Genomic DNA, 17,758 nt, shown 5'->3' with positions numbered 1-17,758 from the left:
TTAAAAAAATATACTATGGAAAATCATGATCGCAGAAAATTTCTGAAAGTAGGTGCCGTATTAAGTGGTTCGCTTTTGCTTTCACCTTCATTAGGTTTAGCACAAACACAAACTGCAGTAGCTGACAAAAAGAAAAATAAAATTGCCATTAAACAACGAACATTGGGTACAGGGAATCACAGCATTGAGGTATCTGCTCTTGGTTTAGGCTGTATGGGAATGAGTTGGAACAGAAGCTTTATACCAGAAAGAAAACCTATGGTAGACGTAATTAGAAAAGCGTATGATATGGGGGTAAATTTCTTTGATACAGCAGAAGCCTATGGAGCTTTTACAAACGAAGAATTAGTAGGAGAAGCCATCGTACCTTTTAGAGATAAAATAACTTTGTGCAGTAAGTTCGGTTTTGATATAAAAAACGGAAAACTTACAGGAGGTCTTAATAGTCAACCAAAGCATATAAGAGAAGTTGTTGAACAATCCTTGAAAAGATTGAAAACAGATAGAATAGATTTACTTTATCAACACAGAGTTGATCCCAATGTACCTATTGAAGATGTAGCAGGAACAGTAAAAGATTTAATAAAAGAAGGCAAAATTTTGAATTTTGGATTAAGTGAAGCCGACGCACCTACCATTCGCAAAGCACACGAGATACAACAACTTACAGCCATTCAAACAGAATATTCATTACTGTCGAGAGATCCCGAAAAAGATATTTTTCCTGTTTGTGAAGAATTAGGGATTGGTTTTGTTCCATACAGTCCGCTTTGCAGAGCATATTTGACTGGGTATATTAATGAACGAACAAAATATACTGTTGGAAACGATAATCGTGGATCACTTCCTCGCTATGCACCAGAAGCTGTAATCGCCAATTGGCCAATGATTGATGTATTGGCAGAATTTGGAAACAAAAGAGGACTTACCGCAGCACAGGTAGCTTTGGCGTGGTTGCTTGCACAAAAACCGTGGATTGTTCCTATACCAGGCACTACGAAACAAGCACATCTTCAGGAAAATTTATGGGCAGCAAATTATGAATTTACTGCTGAAGAGTTGAAACAATTAACACAGTCCGTTTCAGAAATTAAAATAACAGGAAAAAGATATTGAAAAAGACAACAAATACTATGATGATGATGATGATGATGGCCTTTTGCTTGTTATCATCCTGTTCCAATGCTCAGGAAACGACAGCTTCTGTTGAAGTAAAGCAAATTGGGACGGACAAAAAAACACTGATTGTGTATTTGTCCCGAACCAACAATACAAAAGCTGTTGCCGAAATGATTCAGCATAACATAGGTGGCGATTTGGTGGTGATAGAATTAAAAAAGCCTTATCCTGAAGACTACAAAGAAACTGTAGAGCAGGTATCTAAAGAAAATGAAACAGGCTATTTACCGCCATTAAAAACGAAGATTGACAACATTGAAAAATATGATGTGGTATTTGTAGGCTTTCCAACTTGGGGTATGCAGTTGCCACCGCCAATGAAGAGTTTTTTAAACCAATATAATCTAAGTGGCAAAACGGTAATTCCTTTTAACACGAATGCAGGTTATGGCATTGGAAGTAGTTTTCAAACTGTAAATAAACTTTGCAAAAAAAGTAAAATTCTGGAAGGTTTTTCAGTAAAAGGCGGTATAGAAAGAGATGGAATTTTGTTTGTGATGCATGGCGAAAAAAAAGTGCAGGTACAACAAGATGTAAAAAAATGGCTTAGCAAAATTAAATCAAAAATGTAAAAAATGAAATTTAAATTAATTATTTCATTAATAATAGCTATCAGTTTGTTTTCAAATTTTTCCAATGCCCAAAACAAATCGGTGGTTGACCATAAATATAAAAACATGAAAAAAGTAGTAGTGATTGGAGCAAGCGGTAGTCTTGCCAAATATGTAATAGATACGTTGAAAAATGTATCCGATGTACACCTAACACTATTGGCAAGAAGTAAAAGCCGCATAGCAAATGATACCACCAACTGTACGGTTGTAGAAGCTGATGTAATGGATTATACCAAGCTAAAAAATGCAGTTGCAGGTCAAGACATTGTATATGTAAACCTTGCAGGAAACTTGGAAGTCATGACCCAAAACATTGTAAAAGCGATGCAAGAAACCGGAGTGAAAAGAATTATAGCCATCAGTTCCATTGGTATTTATGAAACACCTTTGAAACCCGTTTTAGTACCTTACAGAAAGTTGGCAGACGTGATTGAAAGTTCGGGATTGGATTATACTATTTTACGTCCCGATTGGTTTACCAATACTAACGAAATTGATTATGCCATTACACTTAAAGGCGAACCAGAAAAGGGTTCAGCCATTTCAAGAAAGAGTATTGCCGCTTTTATAGCCACCCTTGTTGAAAATCCGGAATTACATAAAAACGAAAATTTGGGTATAAGTAAACCTTAAAAGATTGTATATGGAAAAAAATAGATGGAGTATATGCCATTACAATTACAATAATGGTATTAGAACTTCGGCTATATTAGTTGGTTTATCTCCTGAACCATTAGAAATTGTGCTTTCAATGTCGTGATGGGCAGAGAAAGTTTTGCTGGTTCAAACATAGGTGGGATTGTTGAAAAAGAAGAAATGCTGGATTTTTGTGCTGAATATAATATTACTGCTGATATTGAATTAATTAAAATTCAAGAAGTATAATTAACCTTTTGACCGATTAGAAAAAGGTGATGTAAAATACCATTTTGTAATTGATAGGACATCTATAAAAAAATAAAAATTATATACATCTATTAATCCCAAATCCTTTTAATTAATTTTTAAATGTTTGGGATTTTACTTTAAAATTGATAAAGCCAAAAATTAATTCACAAATAATTTTGTAGTGGAATTGCTTATATTTGTGAGCCAATTAAAAATTGATAATTGTGAGTAGTACTAAAAAATACACCTTTAAAGCAATATAAAAAATTATTTAATTGCTACATTTGAAGCTATTGCAAATTAAATTTAAAATAATGCAAAAAAAACACCTGCAAGCGATTCTATTATTTCTTTTTTGTTTTCAAATAACAATTGCTCAACAACCTCCAAAACTAAATTCTGTTGAAATTTATAATCAAATTCAAAAGCTTAATTTTTTAGGCTCAGTTCTTTATATAGCCGCTCATCCTGATGATGAAAACACCCGCTTAATTTCTTATTTATCAAATGAGACTAAGGCAAGAACTGGCTACTTATCTTTGACGCGTGGTGACGGCGGACAAAATTTAATAGGTCCACAGTTACGCGAATTATTAGGTGTAATTCGCACTCAAGAACTTATAGAAGCTAGGAAAATAGATGGTGGTGAACAATTTTTTTCCCGTGCCAATGACTTTGGTTTTTCTAAAAATCCAACTGAAACATTAGAAATTTGGGACAAACAAAAAGTGCTTTCTGATATTGTTTGGGCTATTAGAAAATTTCAACCTGATGTAATCATCAATCGGTTTGATCATCGTTCTCCGGGAACTACGCACGGTCATCATACCGCATCGGCAATGCTAAGCGCAGAAAGTTTTGATTTAGCCAATAATCCAACCATTTTTCCGGAACAATTAAAATTAGTTCAGCCTTGGCAACCCAAACGCCAGTTTTTTAATACTTCATGGTGGTTTTATGGCAGCAAAGAAAAATTTGATGCCGCAGACAAATCAAATTTATTGGAGATGCAAATAGGCGCTTATTTTCCTGCTATTGGAAAATCAAATCAGGAAATTGCCGCTTTAAGCCGCAGTCGTCATCAATCGCAGGGTTTTGGAAGTACCGGAAGTCGTGGTGAGGAAACTGAATATTTAGAATTTATAAATGGAGAACCATTAAAAAATAAATCTTCCATTTTTGAAGGAGTTGACACGAGTTGGAACCGAGTAAAAGGCGGAAAACCTATCGGAGAATTATTGACAATCATCGCTTCTCAGTTTGATTATACAAATCCTTCGGCCAGTATTTCAAATTTGGCTAAAGCCTACACCATGATGCAAGCATTGGAAGAGAAACATTGGACTACATTAAAATCGTCTGCGATTAAGGAAATTATTGCTGCTTGTTCCGGATTGTATCTTGAAGCAGTAGCCCAAAATCAGGAAGCTACTCCCGGCAGTATTGTAAAACTAAAACTTGAGGCCATAAACAGAAGTGCTATTCCGATGCAATTAATGAGTGTCACCACTTTGCCGGAACAAAAAAGCACGCCTCAAAATACAGCTTTAAATACTAATATTTTAAAAAACATCAACCTTGATTTACAATTGCCTAAAACCATAGAATACACACAACCGTATTGGTTAAAAGAAAAAGGCAATGAAGGAATATACACGGTAGATGATCAAAAAAACATTGGGATTCCTGATATTATTCGGGAGGTAAAAGTAGTTTTTAACATCCAAATCAATGGAATTGACATTCCTTTTGAACGAACCGTTGTCTATAAATACAACGATGGCGTAAAAGGGGAAATGTATAATTATTTAGATATTGTTCCAGTGATAACGACTAGTATTCTGGACAATGTAGCCCTTTTTAAGGATAACAAAAACAAAACCGTAGCAGTAAAAATCAAAGCTGGAAAAGATGCGGTGAAAGGTAATTTAAAATTGGAATTGCCAGATAATTGGATGGTTTCTCCAAAATTAATTCCTTTTAATTTAGAAAAAAAGGGAACGGAACAAATCGTTTATTTTGAGGTAACTCCACCAAATAAACCCGATGAAGCTGTCGCTAAAAGTATTGCTGTCATTGATAATATAGAATATGATAAAGACCAAATCATCATCGATTTCAATCATATCACCAAGCAACAAGTTTTGAAGCCTGCTGAAGCAAAATTCATGAAACTGGATTTAAAAACGAAAGACGAACGCATTGGTTATATCATGGGAGCCGGCGATGAAGTTCCTAAAAGCTTAATGCAAATGGGGTATAAAGTAACGCTGCTAAAACCCGAAGAAATAACGCCTGAAAAATTAGCTGATTTTGATGTAATTATGACCGGAGTCCGAGCTTACAATACAGTTCAAGCATTGGCATACAAGCAAAGCATTCTTTTGGATTTTGTAAAAGAAGGAAAAACGATGCTGGTACAATACAACACGCCAGATGATATTGCTTTGGCTACTATTGCTCCGTTTTCACTCAAAATTTCACGCGACCGAGTTACCGAAGAAAATGCCGAAGTTCGATTTTTAGCACCTAATCATCCTGTCATGAATTTTCCAAACAAAATCACTTCAAAAGATTTTGAAGGTTGGAAACAAGAACAAGGATTGTATTATCCTAATGAATTCGATAAAACATTCACTCCTATTTTATCATCAAATGATAAAGGAGAAACCCCAAAAAATGGTGCTTTGTTAGTCGCTCCTTATGGAAAAGGATATTATATTTATACCGGTTTAAGTTTGTTCAGGGAATTACCTGAAGGCGTTCCGGGTGCTTTTAGATTACTATCAAATATGATTTCGCTAAAATCACCTGTGACCATTCCTGCCCAAAAAATCAAGAATTAAAATAATCCAAAAATGGAAACAAAAAAAATAAAAACTTGGAAAAAAAACTATACATGGGTTCTTGTAGCTAACGCCATCTATATTTTGATTTTTTATCTAATAATGGAATTATACTCTTAAATTATGCAACTATTTGATTGGGTCGTACTTATAGCCACTTTACTATTTATTGTAATTTATGGTGCTTGGAAAACAAAAGGAAGTAAAAATGTCGAAGATTTTATTTTAGGCGGTAATGAAACGCCGTGGTATGTGGTTGGACTTTCGGTTATGGCCACACAAGCCAGCGCTATTACCTTTCTTTCAACACCAGGACAAGCGTATCATGACGGAATGGGATTTGTACAATTCTATTTTGGATTGCCTATTGCCATGGTAGTAATTTGTGTCACTTTTATACCAATTTACCACAAATACAAAGTCTATACCGCTTATGAATACTTAGAAGAACGATTTGATTTAAAAACGCGCTCGCTTGCAGCACTACTTTTCTTGTTTCAAAGAGGTTTGGGAACAGGACTAACAATTTATGCTCCAGCTATCATTTTGTCGGCTATATTGGGTTGGAACCTTACTATAATGAATATTATTATTGGTGTATTGGTAATTATATATACCTTTTCTGGAGGAACGAAAGCAGTAAACGTAACTCAAAAACAACAAATGTTTGTAATCATGTCCGGAATGTTAATCACCTTCTTCCTGATTTTACATTATCTGCCAAATGATATGACTTTTACTAATGCCTTGCATATTGCTGGAGCAAATGATAAAATGAATATTGTTAGTTTTTCAACTGATCCTGAAGAAAAATATACTTTTTGGAGCGGAATAACGGGAGGTTTTTTCTTGGCATTAGCATATTTTGGTACTGATCAATCTCAAGTGGGACGTTATTTATCAGGAAAATCAGTTCGTGAAAGCCAAATGGGATTGATAATGAACGGGCTTTTAAAAGTTCCGATGCAATTTTTCATTCTGCTTACCGGAGTAATGGTTTTTGTGTTTTTCCAATTCAATCCGGTTCCTTTAAATTTTAATCCCAATAATAAAATAATTGTGGAGAAATCCCAGTACAAAGGAGAATATCATACACTGGAAAAAAAGTTAGATGGACTATCTGAAGATAAAAAAGTAATTAATTTATTGTATATCGATCAGCTGAATCAGGATTATGACAATCCGATTCTTCGAAAAGAATTAGTAGCGTTATCAAATAAAGAAAAAGATTTGAGAGATCGTGCTAAAGAAATTATCCTAAAAGCCGATAGCAACAGTGAAACCAACGATAAAGACTATGTGTTTTTTCACTTTATCCTTAATTATTTGCCCAAAGGTCTTATTGGTTTATTGCTTGCGGTAATTATTTCGGCTGCCATGTCATCTACGGCTTCCGGACTGAATGCATTGGCATCCACTACGGCGATAGATATTTACAAACGCAATCTAAAAGAAGAAAAATCAGAAAAGCATTATCTCAATGCTACGAAATTCTTCACGCTGGTTTGGGGTATTATTGCCATTCTTTTTGCTTGTATCGGAACGTTATTCGAGAATTTAATCCAATTGGTAAATATCATTGGTTCCATATTTTACGGTACCGTTTTAGGAATTTTTCTGGTTGGTTTCTATATCAAAAAGGTTCACGCCAAAGCAATTTTCAGCAGCGCCATTTTTAGCCAATTAGCCATTTTTATAATCTACTACTTCGCCATTTATATTTACCCAAGTGGAGAAGAAAAACTGGGTTATTTATGGCTCAATTTCATTGGAGCAATTTTAACGATTGCAATATCGCTCTTATTGCAATGGACCATTTTCAGAAAGCAAAAAGACTTAATTATTGGTTAGTTCAAAAAAAAAAAATCCGTCTTGAAAGATTCAAGACGGAATTTTTTTGAAACAGTAAGATGAATTATTTCTTACTCCACTCCGATATACTATCTTTATTCATTTTTACATAGTCTTGGTTTTTAGCAATCTCCGCAGCTGCAAGTGATAATTTAGCCGTTTCAATAGCCCCTTTTATATCACCTTGTTTGGCTTGAATCAAAGATTTTAAACGATAATAAAAGAATGGTTTGTCTTGGTTCAATTCTAATGCTTTATCCACATAAGCTCTCGCTTTAACTATATCTCCGTTAGATTGATATAAATATTGTGCTGCAGAGAAATAATCTCCTGCAGCTGGACCGGCCAAAGCTTTTTCTATGTTAGCCATGGCTTTTTTCTCTGTAGGTAATTCAAATTTTACCGCGGCATAGGAATTCTCCCAATACATTTCCAAAAAAGCAAAATTGTTATCTAAACCACTTATTCCTATCGTGAATGTTTCAACACTTTTGGATAAAGTTTCCGGTTTAACAGTAGCTTTAAGCGCTACATTAGCTTCATTCCACTCCGCTGGATTACCCCAGTTGTCAATAGTTGAATAAAATATGATATCCCAACTTTCAATTTTTGGAATGATATACAAAGCATATTTTCCTTTTTTCAAAGTTTTACCATCAATCACCACATCATCGCTAAATGATATCGTTGTGTTTTCATTTGCTCCGGCTCTCCATACTTTTCCAAAAGGAACCAAATTACCAAAAACAGCTCTTCCTCTTGCACTTGGTCTTGAATAATTAATCTCTACATCTGTTAAACCTACTGCTTGTGTAACTGTAGCTTTAGGACTCGATTGTGGTGTTTTCACCTGTGCCTCAATGGTAAAATTTGCAATGATAATAGCAAATGCAATTAGAATGTTTTTCATAGTATCGATTTTTTTATGTTTTCCAAATTTACAAATTCAGGTATTCTTAAATGTTAATTATTACTTAATTTGGAATCAATGTTTTTTACTTCATCAAAACCTAATTCATTGAAATGATTGATTACTACGTCAGCTTCCGATAAATCTTGGTCTTTTGAATGAACACTATTGTACCCCACGCAGAAAATCCCGGCAGCTTTTGAAGCTTTAATTCCGTTCGTGCTGTCTTCGATTACAATACAGTTTTCTTTTGGAGCAATAGATAAACTCGCAGCATGCTCAAAAATAGCAGGATGCGGTTTTGATTTTGGGAAATCTTCTCCACTCACAACATGGGTGAAATATTCGTGCAGTTTAAAGCGACGAAAAACACGCTCGATAGTAACTTTTGAAGCTGAGGAAGCTAAAATTAATTGGATTCCGTTTTCGTGTAATTCTTTTATTAATTTTTCAACACCTTCTAATAATTCTAAATCTTCTTTGCTATCAAAAGCATCATTGAAAATAGCTCTTTTTCTCAAAATTAAATCCTCTACATCATGCTGAAGATTAAATTTTTCTTTCAATTTCTGGAATATATTCCGAGTGGAATTTCCTGTAAATGAAGTGTATAATTCTTCGGTTACTGCAATGTTCAATTCATCAAATTGTTTGAAATAAGCATAGCGGTGTACTGGTTCTGTGTCGACAATTACACCATCCATGTCGAAAATTACTGTTTGTATCATTTTGTTTTTTAGTTTTTTTAAAATCTGCTTTGTGCTATCTGCTACCTGACTACTCTTTTTTAAGTAAATATCGAATCACAGTTTCTGCAGCATATAAACCAAATAATCCCGGCATATAGCTGTTCGTTCCGTAAAATGATTTTTTAAAATTAGAACCGTCGGTCATTTTTAAACTGGATTCATCTTGAATTTCAGAAGAAAATACCACTTTCAATTTATCAATTTTCACTTCTTTCAATCGTCTTCTGATTGTTTTTGCAAAGAAACAATTCACGGTATTCGTAATATCGGTCACTTTTACTTTGGAAGCTTCCATCTTACCGCCAGCACCCATACTGCTTATGATTTTTACTCTTTTTCTTTTGGCTGCAATAATCAAATTCAGTTTTGGAGTCACGCTGTCAATACAATCCAAAACATAATCAAATTCCTCCGAAATAATCTCGAAGGCGCGCTCCGGCGAAAGAAACTCCTGCACGCGGGTCAATTTCAATTCTGGATTAATATCCATCAATCGATCACCAACAACCGTAACTTTTGGTTGTCCTACTGTAGAATGCAAGGCAGGTAATTGTCGGTTTATATTGGTAATATCGACTACATCGCCATCTACAATTGTCATTTTCCCCACTCCAGCTCTCGCCAAAAATTCGGCTGCAAAGGAACCCACACCACCAAGTCCTACTACTAGTATATTTGCATTTTGCAATTTATTTAAACCTTCTTTTTTAAATAAAAGTTCGGCTCTTTCTGTCCACTCTGCCATAATAAAAGTTTATTCGTTAATTTGGTTATCTGTTTATTTATTTAAAAATAGTATCAAAATTACTATTCACCTGTTTTTGAATTTCTTCCACCGAAACACCCTTGTATTTTGCTGCCAAAGCATAAACGGTTGCCAGACTTTCTTCTGCAGTATCCGTTTCCAAGAAAAATCGATCATTCGGCATGCTTTTAAAAACCGTTTCCAGCTCGGGATTCAACAATAAATATTTTCCAAACGAAATATAAAATCCGTTTTCCAATAACTGTTTCGCTAACTGTTCACTTTTGGAAAACCCATGAATAAGTATTGGAACGGTAATATTTAATTTTTTTGTAATCTCAATCAATTCCTGAAAAGCGGCAACACAATGAATTACAACTGGTTTGTGGTATTTCTGTGCCAAAAGCAACTGTTTTTCGAAAACCAATTGTTGCAATTCCATTGGAACTTCTATTCGTTTGTCTAGTCCGCATTCGCCCATAGCTAGACAACCTGGTTCTTGTAATTGGCGCTCGATTATCGCAAAATCAGATTCAAGACGCTCTTCAACAATAAACCAAGGATGAATTCCAATGGAATAAAAAGGGATCGTTGCATCAAATTCCCATGGGTATTGATTGACTAACTCTAATAATTCCGGTTGATTTGTAAATTTATGAGTATGTAAATTAAAGTACTGCATTAGTCGTGAAATTTTTTAACTCCTGCTTTTATTTCGATATTCAAATCGTTTTCCAAAGGCACTTTTGGACAGGAATATTTATGGTTATAAGCACAATACGGATTATAGGAAGTATTGAAATCGATTACAATTGTATCTCCTTTTGGTATTCTCAAATCGATATATTTTCCACCTATATAACTTTCATTCCCCGAAGTCAAATCAGAAAATGGTAAAAATAAATAGTCTTTATAGGAGGCTTTTTTCGAAAGTTCAATGTTTTTATACACATTCAATTTTAGTTCTTTTCCATCAATCGTAAAGAGAACTTCTCCGTATTTTACATACAACGGTTTTCTGCCCGTAGAGGTTTTCATCTCAAATGGTTTTTCTTTTTTTGTTCTTACAAATTTAGCAATCACAAAAAACTTTTCATTAGCCGGGTAAAAATCCAACGCTTTGAATACAGCCAAATCTTCGGTTGTCAAAGGACTCGTTTTAGCATCCGCATATTCTGTGTTTAAGTCCTTTTGAAATTTGGCAACAGCCGAAACATCAAATTTTTCTTGGCCAAAGCCAAAATTAAACTGCACTAAAAAAAACAAAGCGAATAGCGTTCTCATTTTTATAATTTTAAGCAAAAATAGTTTAAAAGTTACAATGCTACAAAGACGTATCGCTACAAAGTTTTCTACCTTTACAAAATTAGAACTTTATAGATGATCCAAACCGCTTTCCAACGCTACCTTAATAATTTTAAAGGATTCACAAGAGAAGTATGGATTCTCACCTTGATCACTTTTATCAATCGCGCCGGGACGATGGTTTTGCCCTTTTTGTCTAAATATTTGAAAGAAGATTTACAGTTTTCCTATGCACAAGTAGGATGGATTATGGTCGCTTTTGGTTTTGGATCCATGTTGGGTTCTTGGCTTGGCGGCAAATTATCTGATAAAATTGGGTTTTATAAAATCATGGTTTTCAGTTTATTTACCAGTGGAATACTATTATTCTTAGTCCAATACATCCAGACTTTTTTAGGATTGTGTATTGGAATGTTTGTTATCATGACCGTGGCCGATATGTTTCGTCCCGCAATGTTTGTTTCCCTTGGCACCTATGCCAAACCTGAAAATCGTACCAGAGCATTGACTTTAGTGCGATTAGCGGTAAATTTAGGTTTAACTGCCGGACCGGCTTTGGGAGGTTTAATCATCATGAATTTGGGATATAGCGGACTTTTTTGGATCGATGGAAGCTCGTGTATTGTCTCCATTTTGATTTTTGCATTATTGGTAAAAGAACGAAAAAAACCCGCTGATTTAAACACCATTAATCATGAAACCGAAATACCGGCTTCCGTTTTTAAAGACAAAATATTCTGGATATTCCTGTTTGTATGTTTTGCCACAGCCATGTTATTCTTCCAACTTTTCACCACTTTACCGTTGTATCACAATGAGAAATTTGGACTTACGGAATTTCAAAGCGGACTTTTATTATCCCTAAACGGGTTATTAATTTTCTTCTTAGAAATGCCCATTGTCAGTTTCAGCCAAAGAAAAGGCATAGAAAAACTCAAAATTATCCTTTGGGGTTGCGTACTCATGTCCATTAGTTTTTATCTCCTTTTGATCAACACTTGGGCAGGAATATTAGTAATCAGCATCATCATAATCACTTTTGGGGAAATGTTCATCTTTCCTTTCTCCAATTCTTTTGCGTTAAGCAGAGCTCCAAAAGGGCATGAAGGGCGTTACATGGCGTTGTTTACTATGAGTTTTAGTTTAGCTCACATTGCGAGTTCCAAAACTGGACTCGAACTTATTGGGCATTTTGGGTACCAGACCAACTGGTTTTTCATGGGCAGCTTAGGAGTTCTCTCCGTTTTAGGTTGTATTTGGCTGCAAAAACTCGTTCAAATAGAACAAAAATAATTCTATATTAATACTTTGGGCGTGACCGCCTTGATAAAACGGGCAAACTAACTAGCTGGTTGTACTGCCCCTTTTATCAAGGCGGTCTGGCTATACGCGCTACTTCGGTAGCTTGCTCTTATCCTTCACGCAGACTCATTTTCAGAACAACGCATCTGAAAATCAGCGCTTTTATCTTTCCAAATTAACGTTAAAAACAAGACAACACCATTTAAAAACTAAAAAATTAGTTAAATAACTATATTTATAGTTGTAAAACTAAAAATATAGTTTTACATTTGATTCAAATAAAAAACTCATGCAAAAGTTAACCAATAAAGAAGAAGAAATCATGCACATTTTATGGAAGCTCAAAAAAGCTTTTGTAAAAGAAGTCATGGCCGAAATTACCGAAGAGCAGCCTCATTACAACACCCTTTCCACTATTGTGCGCAATCTGGAAGAAAAAGGTTTTGTTTCTCACAATGCCTTTGGGAATACGCATCAATACTACCCTATCGTTAGTTTAGAAGAGTACAGAAAGCGTTTCATGAATACGGCAATCGACAATTACTTTAATAGTTCGTATAAAAACATGGTCTCCTTTTTTGCCAAAGAAGAGAAAATTTCTGCTGCCGAATTACGGGAGATTCTGACCATGATTGAAAATCAGGAAGAAGAGAAATAATTCTTTACGAAGAATAGTTTTGTAACAGCAGAAAAAAAGTGATAAACTAAAATAAATATAATATAAAGCGTATGGAAGCACTGTTTATTTATCTCATCAAATCCAGTGGACTAATCGTCCTATTTTATTTAGCTTATTTTTTTATGCTGAGAAAAGAAACCTTTTTCAACAGTAATCGCTGGTTTTTATTGGCTGGACTAATCACTTCAGTTCTTTTACCATTTGTTTTTATCACAAAAATAATCTGGGTAGAACCGGCTGCAACCCCTATTAATTGGTCTACTATTCCTGTTACAAATTATACGCAAGAAAAAACATTTGAAGATTATTTACCAATGCTTACAGCTCTTGCTTACGGAATGGGAACACTGCTTTTACTGGCCAAATTTGCCTTTGATTTTTATAGTTTGAATGCTGTTCTCAAAGGAAAAACCATCCAGCAACAAGCCGATTTTAAATTTATAGATATCAAAGAAAATGTAGCGCCATTTTCCTATTTCAATACGATCGTTTACAATTCGGCTTTATACACTGCTTCCGAATTAGAAAATATTTTGGAGCATGAAAAAGTACACAGCGAACAAAATCATACCATTGATGTGTTGATTTCGAGATTGTTCTGTATTGTATTTTGGTTCAATCCATTCATTTGGTGGTACAAAAAAGCAATTTTACAAAACCTTGAATTCATTGCAGATAACGAAGCTACAAAGAAAATATCCGACAAAAAAGCCTATCAAATCACGCTTTTAAAAATAACAACACACGAGAATTGTGTTGCCATCACCAATCATTTTTATCAATCATTAATCAAAAAACGAATCGTTATGTTAAACAAAAATCAATCAAAAAAATGGAATTCCTGGAAATATGCTTTAGTCATTCCTGTATTAGTCGCGTTTGTATTCTTATTCCAAATCAAAACCATTGCCCAGGAAAAAGTATCTAAAAAAAATGACACAACCAATGCTACTTTTATGACTTGGGACAAAAACACTTCTGACGAAGAAATAAACAAGGATATTAATACGTTGAAAGAGCAAGGTGTTACCATTACATATTCGAATTTAAAACGAAATTCGAATAATGAAATTACAGGAATTAAAGTAGAATTTAAGGATACAAAAGGACATTTTGGAATTACTGAATTCAACGGAAACAAAGCTATAGTGCCTATTCGCTTTTTTAAGACGGATCACGAAATTGGTTTCGGAGAACCTAAAAAAACTTTTTCTACCTCAGAGCAGGAGAACCTAGGTAATTTATCTCGAGAAGATATTGAAAATATAAAAAACAATGACAGTGTTCAGATTAGTTTTAACGAAGTAAAAATTAAAAAAGCAAATTCTTCTCCAAATGGATCAGTCGGTTCTATTTCAACCAATGCAGATATATATATTAATGGTAAGAAAGTTAGTAAAGAAACAATGGAAAAATTAGATCCGTCGATGATTCAAAGTATGGATGTAGATAAAAAAGACAAAAAATCTATCATTAAAATAATAACTAAAACTAGTACAGAAACATCAAGTGATTTAGAAATTCCAACTCCCCCAACTCCTCCAAAATTTCCTGAAGGACCAATGCCGGTAGCTCCTCCTATTGATATGTCAAAACTACCTGCGCCACCTGCACATCCATCGAACGTAAAAGATAAAAAAGCAATGGCTGAGTTTGAGAAAAAAATGAAAGAATTCGAAAAAAAGATGGAATCTTTAGAGCCAGACATGACTGCTTATGAAAAAGAAGTGGAAGAAGTAATGGCTAAACGCGAAAAAATATTTGAAAAAGAAATGGCTAAATACGAAGAGGCCATGGAAAAGTACAGAGAAGCCATGGAAAAAAGTAATAATTAATTTTATCTTTTTGAAAATCATTAAGAAAGACGGTCATTCATCAAGACCGTCTTTTTTTATATCTTTGAAAAAAATCATATATGTTTAAAATCTTAGCTCAAATTAACAAAGTCATTCTTCCTAGTTTCACGAAGCAGCGATTGGATTTGGCTAAAGCCAAGAAATGGCAAATGGCAATTATTGGGTATCGCTATTATGTAACCACACGGGCTTTAGATTAGTATGTTATTGCTGCAAAAATCGCATTCCCTTTAATTTTTGCTCTTCCATTTAGGAAAGCCAATTCCATCAAGAAATTGCATTGTACAATTTCACCTCCCAATCTTTCCACCAATTCGCATACTGCTTTTGCTGTACCTCCGGTTGCCAAAACATCATCGTGAATTAGAATTCGGTCTCCTTTTTGAATCGCGTCAACATGAATTTCTAAAGTATCCGTTCCATATTCTAAATCATAGGTCGCTGAAATAGTTTTATATGGTAACTTGTTAGGCTTTCGAACCGGAATAAAACCAACATTTAATTCTTGCGCAATGAGCATCCCAAAGAAAAAACCCCGACTCTCCACTCCTATTACCTTGTCTATTTTTTATCTTTAAGTGCTGAAACCAATATTTCAAGGCATTTATTCCTTGCTTCGGGGTTAATTAGTAAAGGAGTAATGTCTTTAAATAAAATTCCTTCTTTTGGAAAACCCTGAATATCACGTATGTAATTCTTAAGAGGCATATTTTTTTATTTTTTTATAAATTTAGACTTGCAAATTACACAATTATCCCTATATTTGCACCCGCATTAAGGCGCTTTAATAAGCTCTTACAATAGCAAAAAAGGCCTTGTGGCGCAACTGAATAGCGCACTTGATTACGGCTCAAGAGGTTACTGGTTTGAATCCAGTCAAGGTCACTTTAAAAATCCTTAAACACACTGTTAATCAGTAGTTTAAGGATTTTTTATTTATTAATCTGTACGATTTTTGTATGGTGGTTTAAGTATTCTTTAAAAGTGATGTTTTCCAACAAAAATAAATGTTTTGTTTTAGCTTCACATTTTACACTTTTTACACTCAAAGGAACTAATTAAATACAGTGTATCCAAAATCCTTTATTCTTATTTTATCGTTTGGAATATCTAAAAATAATGGACGGTCTTTTATGTTTGGATATTTATAGTAAAAGTCTTCAATCAAATTTATTAAATCTATTTTGTTATATTCATCACTAATCCAAACTTTTAAAGTTGTTCTTATTAGTTCGTGAATATCATTTTTACTTAAATCATTGTTAAGTATAAATTCTTTTAAGTCCTGTATGTTTGCTATTATCATTTTAATACTTTGCTTCAAGTTTAGCGCTTATCTTCCGTACCTCATCAGGACTTAAGCCATTTCCCAAATTTATAACTACTGGATTAAATCCGTTTTCGTTTCCTGTGGTTAATTCTGTTGCCTTTAAAGTAGGAACAACAAATTTAGCAAGTTCTAAAATTACTCTTATTCTATCTTTTGGCTCGAGTAAATCAATATCAGTTTGAAGCTTATCAAAATTATTATCAATTAATAAAGTAAACCTCTCTCTTAATTCAGAAGTAGTTTTATTCACTACTCCTTTGGTTCTCCCGCCTGTTTTTATTCCTGTTGCCATTGGTCTAAATGTTTCTATTATAGGTAAAACAAATGTAATAAAATATTTCGATAGTTATTAATTATAATTATCTTTGTTCAGGTTTACCGCTTGCCTGTGGTTTGACTATTTTGAATAAAAAAAGGCGTTCCTTTATGGTTCGCCTTTTTTTTCTTTTGGTTAGAATTTAATTATTCAACTAAAGCAAGTGTTCTATTCGTCAATTCCTTTTTATGCTTTAAAACATCGTCAATGTGTTCTAAAATATATTCATTGTTTTCAATAATCATTTTCATTTTAGAATCACTGAAAACTAATTTACAAATAACTTTTTTAGAATTGTCGTCAATACCTATATTGAAAAAGCTTTTGAAATCTTTATAACCTAATCTTTCATTAGGAATTTTTTTGTCTTGTATTAACAAAGTTCTTATTGTGTGGTATGCTTGAATTTCTAACTCAGTAGTTACAACACCTAACGAGTTTGAGTTTGCCTCAGCAATAACTTTCTTATCATATAATGATTTTAATAATGAAGAATTAATTAAGCTTATCATTTTAACTTGTATATCCTCATTAAACTTAGTTTTAAAATTCATATTTCTATGTATTATTTTCAATAAGTCTTTTGTAGGTGCTATTAATTCCTTAAACAATGCACTTTCAAAATCTTCAATAAAAACACATTCCTGCGCAGTTTGAATAATCTCTTTTATTAAAATATATCGTTTATCAAATTTTATAAGCGTATCTAAATCTTTGTCTATATACTTACTCAAATTGAAAATAAAAAAAGGTTTACCATCAATTACGTTTGGTTCTAAAACGTCCGAATAAAATCTATATTCAATACCATTTGTTAAAACTGCAATTTTCGAATTTTTAGTATTATTGAAATATCCGTTTAATTGTCCAGCTTCCTTATCTGTTAATTTACTACTTTGCTTTTTAGCTTCAATTAGAATAGTATCTTTTTTGTTTAAAACGATAGCATAATCAATTTTTTGACTAACACGCTCTCCAAAATCAGCGTTGTATTCAGGAATTAAATCATTGGAAACATAGTTTAATATCTCAAAAAAAGGTTCAATTAAAAATTTTCTTGTTTGTGCTTCATTTGTACTTAGTTCAATTGCATCATTAAGTTTAAAATTATCTAATGATTTTTTTAATTGATTGACTGCTTGTTTAGGAATGTTTGTTTCCATAATTTTTTTGGTTTGGTTTTAGAAA

General features: G+C 33.5%; 18 protein-coding genes, 1 tRNA gene and 1 pseudogene. 11 read left to right on the top strand and 9 right to left on the bottom strand.

From position 1 onward, the window contains the following. The first annotated feature begins 15 nt into the window (after nt 1–15). From ACM55K_RS08640 to ACM55K_RS08615, 6 genes are all read left to right on the top strand, one after another. A complete protein-coding gene (locus ACM55K_RS08640; protein ID WP_416849836.1) occupies nt 16–1,116 on the top strand; it encodes an aldo/keto reductase in 1,101 nt (366 codons plus the stop codon). Next, entirely contained in the window at nt 1,113–1,751 is a 639-nt protein-coding gene (locus tag ACM55K_RS08635) for a flavodoxin (RefSeq protein ID WP_416849835.1), read from the top strand. The genes ACM55K_RS08640 and ACM55K_RS08635 overlap by 4 nt, the downstream gene beginning before the upstream one ends. A gap of 3 nt (nt 1,752–1,754) precedes the next feature. After that, entirely contained in the window at nt 1,755–2,426 is a 672-nt protein-coding gene (locus tag ACM55K_RS08630; protein ID WP_416849834.1) for an NAD(P)H-binding protein, read from the top strand. A gap of 126 nt (nt 2,427–2,552) precedes the next feature. Then, nucleotides 2,553–2,678 (top strand): hypothetical protein, encoded by a 126-nt coding sequence (locus ACM55K_RS08625; RefSeq protein ID WP_416849833.1) that lies wholly within the window; start codon nt 2,553–2,555, stop codon nt 2,676–2,678. 317 nt (nt 2,679–2,995) lie between these two features. Beyond that, complete coding sequence (locus ACM55K_RS08620; RefSeq protein ID WP_416849832.1) at nt 2,996–5,527, top strand: PIG-L family deacetylase; 2,532 nt, start codon at nt 2,996–2,998, stop codon at nt 5,525–5,527. 123 nt (nt 5,528–5,650) lie between these two features. After that, nucleotides 5,651–7,378, top strand: a complete 1,728-nt coding sequence (locus tag ACM55K_RS08615; RefSeq protein WP_416849831.1) for a sodium:solute symporter family protein — start codon at nt 5,651–5,653, stop codon at nt 7,376–7,378. Nucleotides 7,379–7,442: 64 nt separating this feature from the next. On the opposite strand, the gene ACM55K_RS08610 is transcribed toward ACM55K_RS08615, so the two are convergent. The 5 genes from ACM55K_RS08610 to ACM55K_RS08590 are packed head-to-tail and all read right to left on the bottom strand — an operon-like array spanning nt 7,443 to nt 11,066. Continuing rightward, nucleotides 7,443–8,288: a DUF2911 domain-containing protein gene (locus ACM55K_RS08610; protein ID WP_416849830.1), complete on the bottom strand. Its 846-nt coding sequence runs from the start codon at nt 8,286–8,288 to the stop codon at nt 7,443–7,445. Nucleotides 8,289–8,341: 53 nt separating this feature from the next. Continuing rightward, nucleotides 8,342–9,016, bottom strand: a complete 675-nt coding sequence (locus ACM55K_RS08605; protein ID WP_416849829.1) for an HAD family hydrolase — start codon at nt 9,014–9,016, stop codon at nt 8,342–8,344. Between the two features lie 49 nt (nt 9,017–9,065). After that, entirely contained in the window at nt 9,066–9,782 is a 717-nt protein-coding gene (locus ACM55K_RS08600) for a tRNA threonylcarbamoyladenosine dehydratase (RefSeq protein WP_416849828.1), read from the bottom strand. A 37-nt stretch (nt 9,783–9,819) separates the two neighbouring features. Beyond that, on the bottom strand, nt 9,820–10,464 hold the full coding sequence (locus tag ACM55K_RS08595; protein WP_416849827.1) for a TatD family hydrolase: 645 nt from the start codon (nt 10,462–10,464) through the stop codon (nt 9,820–9,822). Continuing rightward, nucleotides 10,464–11,066 (bottom strand): DUF1684 domain-containing protein, encoded by a 603-nt coding sequence (locus ACM55K_RS08590; RefSeq protein ID WP_416849826.1) that lies wholly within the window; start codon nt 11,064–11,066, stop codon nt 10,464–10,466. Before ACM55K_RS08590 ends, ACM55K_RS08595 begins: the two co-directional genes overlap by 1 nt. Before the next feature lie 96 nt (nt 11,067–11,162). On the opposite strand from ACM55K_RS08590, the gene ACM55K_RS08585 reads away from it, so the two are divergent. The 4 genes from ACM55K_RS08585 (at nt 11,163) to ACM55K_RS08570 (ending at nt 15,124) form a co-directional block, all read left to right on the top strand. Beyond that, entirely contained in the window at nt 11,163–12,380 is a 1,218-nt protein-coding gene (locus tag ACM55K_RS08585; protein WP_416849825.1) for an MFS transporter, read from the top strand. Between the two features lie 298 nt (nt 12,381–12,678). Beyond that, nucleotides 12,679–13,047 carry a BlaI/MecI/CopY family transcriptional regulator gene (locus tag ACM55K_RS08580; RefSeq protein ID WP_416849824.1) on the top strand — a complete coding sequence of 123 codons (369 nt, stop codon included), beginning with the start codon at nt 12,679–12,681 and terminating at the stop codon, nt 13,045–13,047. Nucleotides 13,048–13,118: 71 nt separating this feature from the next. Continuing rightward, on the top strand, nt 13,119–14,903 hold the full coding sequence (locus tag ACM55K_RS08575; RefSeq protein WP_416849823.1) for a M56 family metallopeptidase: 1,785 nt from the start codon (nt 13,119–13,121) through the stop codon (nt 14,901–14,903). An 80-nt stretch (nt 14,904–14,983) separates the two neighbouring features. Beyond that, nucleotides 14,984–15,124 carry an SsrA-binding protein gene (locus tag ACM55K_RS08570; protein ID WP_416836875.1) on the top strand — a complete coding sequence of 47 codons (141 nt, stop codon included), beginning with the start codon at nt 14,984–14,986 and terminating at the stop codon, nt 15,122–15,124. Here ACM55K_RS08570 and ACM55K_RS08565 read toward each other — a convergent pair. Next, nucleotides 15,121–15,632: pseudogene (locus tag ACM55K_RS08565) on the bottom strand (adenine phosphoribosyltransferase). The gene ACM55K_RS08570 and the pseudogene ACM55K_RS08565 overlap by 4 nt on opposite strands. A gap of 103 nt (nt 15,633–15,735) precedes the next feature. Here ACM55K_RS08565 and ACM55K_RS08560 point away from each other — a divergent pair. Beyond that, nucleotides 15,736–15,809: transfer RNA gene (locus tag ACM55K_RS08560), tRNA-Arg, on the top strand. 169 nt (nt 15,810–15,978) lie between these two features. Here ACM55K_RS08560 and ACM55K_RS08555 read toward each other — a convergent pair. The 3 genes from ACM55K_RS08555 to ACM55K_RS08545 form a co-directional block, all read right to left on the bottom strand. Then, nucleotides 15,979–16,230 (bottom strand): hypothetical protein, encoded by a 252-nt coding sequence (locus ACM55K_RS08555; protein WP_416849822.1) that lies wholly within the window; start codon nt 16,228–16,230, stop codon nt 15,979–15,981. Nucleotide 16,231: 1 nt separating this feature from the next. Then, nucleotides 16,232–16,546, bottom strand: coding sequence for a hypothetical protein (locus ACM55K_RS08550; RefSeq protein ID WP_416849821.1), 315 nt, complete (start codon nt 16,544–16,546; stop codon nt 16,232–16,234). A gap of 170 nt (nt 16,547–16,716) precedes the next feature. After that, a complete protein-coding gene (locus ACM55K_RS08545; RefSeq protein WP_416849820.1) occupies nt 16,717–17,733 on the bottom strand; it encodes a type I restriction enzyme HsdR N-terminal domain-containing protein in 1,017 nt (338 codons plus the stop codon). Nucleotides 17,734–17,758 lie beyond the last annotated feature (25 nt).

The organism is Flavobacterium arabinosi (assembly GCF_048158725.1).
Lineage (GTDB): Bacteria > Bacteroidota > Bacteroidia > Flavobacteriales > Flavobacteriaceae > Flavobacterium > Flavobacterium arabinosi.
Note: the sequence above shows the minus strand (reverse complement) of the source record. Positions and strands in the feature narration are given on the sequence as shown.